This window comes from Streptomyces sp. JW3 (genome assembly GCF_052216785.1).
Lineage (GTDB): Bacteria > Actinomycetota > Actinomycetes > Streptomycetales > Streptomycetaceae > Streptomyces.
Genome location: NZ_JBQOUX010000288.1, coordinates 1 through 331 on the forward strand (window position 1 = coordinate 1; position 331 = coordinate 331).

1 protein-coding gene is annotated in these 331 nt (G+C 68.6%); it reads left to right on the forward strand.

Annotated elements, in window-relative coordinates; genetic code table 11:
- Positions 1-68 precede the first annotated feature (68 nt).
- On the forward strand, positions 69-331 hold a 263-nt coding region (locus ACTT8P_RS38535; RefSeq protein WP_442836441.1), incomplete at its 3' end, for a GTP-binding protein.

Genomic DNA, 331 nt, shown 5'->3' on the forward strand with positions numbered 1-331 from the left:
ACCCGCGCCGACGACAAGATGTCCGAGGCCGCGATGGAAGACCGCAAGCGCGAGGGGTACTTCTAGACATGAGCACCACCACTGAGATCCTCTCGGAGACCACCCTGCTGCGGTTCGCCACCGCCGGGTCGGTCGACGACGGCAAGTCCACCCTCGTCGGACGGCTGCTGCACGACTCCAAGTCGGTCCTGACCGACCAGCTGGAGGCCGTGGAACGCGTGTCGGCGTCCCGTGGGCAGGAGGCCCCCGACCTCGCGCTGCTGACCGACGGCCTGCGGGCCGAGCGGGAACAGGGCATCACCATCGACGTCGCCTACCGGTACTTCGCCAC